Source organism: Candidatus Aeolococcus gillhamiae (assembly GCF_016464765.1).
In the GTDB taxonomy this organism is placed as follows: domain Bacteria; phylum Chloroflexota; class Dormibacteria; order Aeolococcales; family Aeolococcaceae; genus Aeolococcus; species Aeolococcus gillhamiae.
Window position 1 is genome coordinate 1 of record NZ_JAEKNS010000011.1, and the last position, 1,949, is coordinate 1,949.

The 1,949-nt window shown below is 68.0% G+C and carries 1 protein-coding gene; it reads right to left on the reverse strand.

Going from position 1 to position 1,949, the window contains the following annotated elements:
• Nucleotides 1-2: 2 nt before the first annotated feature.
• Nucleotides 3-1,796, reverse strand: a complete 1,794-nt coding sequence (locus tag JF886_RS00750) for a glycoside hydrolase family 15 protein (RefSeq protein ID WP_337308615.1) — start codon at nucleotides 1,794-1,796, stop codon at nucleotides 3-5.
• Between the last annotated feature and the right edge of the window lie 153 nt (nucleotides 1,797-1,949).

Sequence of the window (1,949 nt, forward strand, 5' to 3'; positions counted from 1 at the left end):
GCCTAGGCGGCGTTGATGAGGCCGATGTGGCTGAACGCCTGCGGGAAGTTGCCGAGAAGCTCGCCGCTGTCCGGATCCACCTCCTCGGCCAGCAGGCCCACGTCGTTGACGTACGCGACCGCTCTCTCGAAGACAGCTATGGCCCGTTCGGCCTGGCCGGACAGCGCGAGGGCGTGCGCGAGCCAGAACGTGCACAGCAGGAACGTGCCCTCCTGGCCTGCTAGCCCGTCGACTCCGTCTTCGGTGCGGTAGCGGTAAACCAGCCCGCGTTCATCGGTCAGCCGCTGGTCGATCGCGTCGATCGTCGCGAGCATCCGCGGGTCATCCGCAGGCAGGAAGCCGACGATCGGCATCATGAGATTCGACGCGTCCAGGCGGTCCGACCCCAGGTATTGGGTGAACGCGCCGGCCTCGTCGCTCCACCCGTCGCGGACAACTGTCTCCCAGATGTCGTCACGGCAGCGTTTCCAGTGCTCCACGCGGTTACCGGCCGAGAGCCGGTCGGCAAGTGCCACGGCCCGGTCGAGCGCGACCCAGCACATGACCTTGGAGTAGACGAAGTGCTGCGGGTCACCACGCACCTCCCAGATGCCCTGGTCCTTCTCTGGCCACCGTGTGGCCGCGGTGTCGGCGCAGGCGATCAGGAACCGCTTGGTGTCGTCGTCGATCGACGAGAGCTGGCCGGCGAGCCGGTGAGCGGCGCCGAGTAGCTCGCCGTACACGTCGATCTGCTGCTGGTTCCAGGCGCCGTTGCCGACCCGCACCGGCTTGCTGTCCCGCCAGCCCTCGAGGTGGGGAAGCTCCCGTTCGGTCAGATCGTGTTCGCCGCCCACGCCGAACATGATCTGCAGACCATGGTCAGGTCCGACGCCCGACGCCGCCGCGGTCGCCATGAACGCGAAATAATCAGCTGCCCCATCGGGGCAGGCCGCGACCCACAGTGCCTCCATCGTCAAGCTGGCGTCGCGCACCCAGGAGTAGCGGTAATCCCAGTTGCGCTCGCCGCCGATTCCCTCCGGCAGCGAGGTCGTGGCCGCCGCGACGATGGCGCCGCTGGGCTGGAATGACAGTCCCGTCAGCACCCGGCCGCTGTGATGCACCAGCTCCGACCACGGCCCTTCGTAGGACTGGTGCAGCTCGGACCACGATTGCCACGCGGCGATGGTGTTGTCAACCTGGGCCGCGAGATCGTCTTGCGACCAGATGCGAGCCGGCCTGCCCTCCAGCGTTGAGCGGTGTAGCGCCAAGTGCATCGTGTCGCCAGCGCGCAGCGCCGTGGTGCCGTGTGCGTGTCCGCGCGCCAGCTGGAGCGGCATCGGTGAGGTCAGCACCAGCCATTCCGCGCCGCCCCGGGCCGTAACCCCGCCCTGGACCGCCGACAGCAGCGGCACGATGAGGCCGTACTCCGGCCGCGGCTGGTAGGAGACGTCGAGCTCGACTTCACCAGCGGTGCAGGCGACCCGGCGCACGAGCAGGTGCGGCACGTCCCGGCCCAGGCGGTGACCCCCGTTGTCCTCCCCCATCGCCAGCATGTCCGTGAGCACCACTGTGCCAGAAGAGGTGGTGAAGGTGGTCTCCAGCACCAGCGTCTGACCGACGTAGCGGCGGGCGCTGTGCCACGTATCCGCCGGCTGGATCTGCCAGTGACCGGCCTCGGTCCCGAGCAGGCGACCGAACACCGACGGGCTGTCGAACCGGGGAAAGCTCAGCCACTCCACCGATCCGGCGGTACTCACCAGCGCGCTCGAGTGGCGATCCGACAGCATCGCGTGGTCGGCGATAGGTGTTGCGGACATGGCGCTCCGATCACTTAGAGCCTGCTTGAAAACCTACGTGAGCTGCGGGGTTTTGCGGGCGAGGCGGCGGTTCATGACGGTGATCATGGCCCAGTAGATGTAGGTCTCGTGATGGCCGGGGAGCCGTTCGTAGTCGCGGACGGTGCGGCGGTG

Excerpts from the sequence above, each read along its gene's own strand:
- JF886_RS00750 (WP_337308615.1), bottom strand. The coding sequence starts at position 1,796 with ATGTCCGCAACACCTATCGCCGACCACGCGATGCTGTCGGATCGCCAC.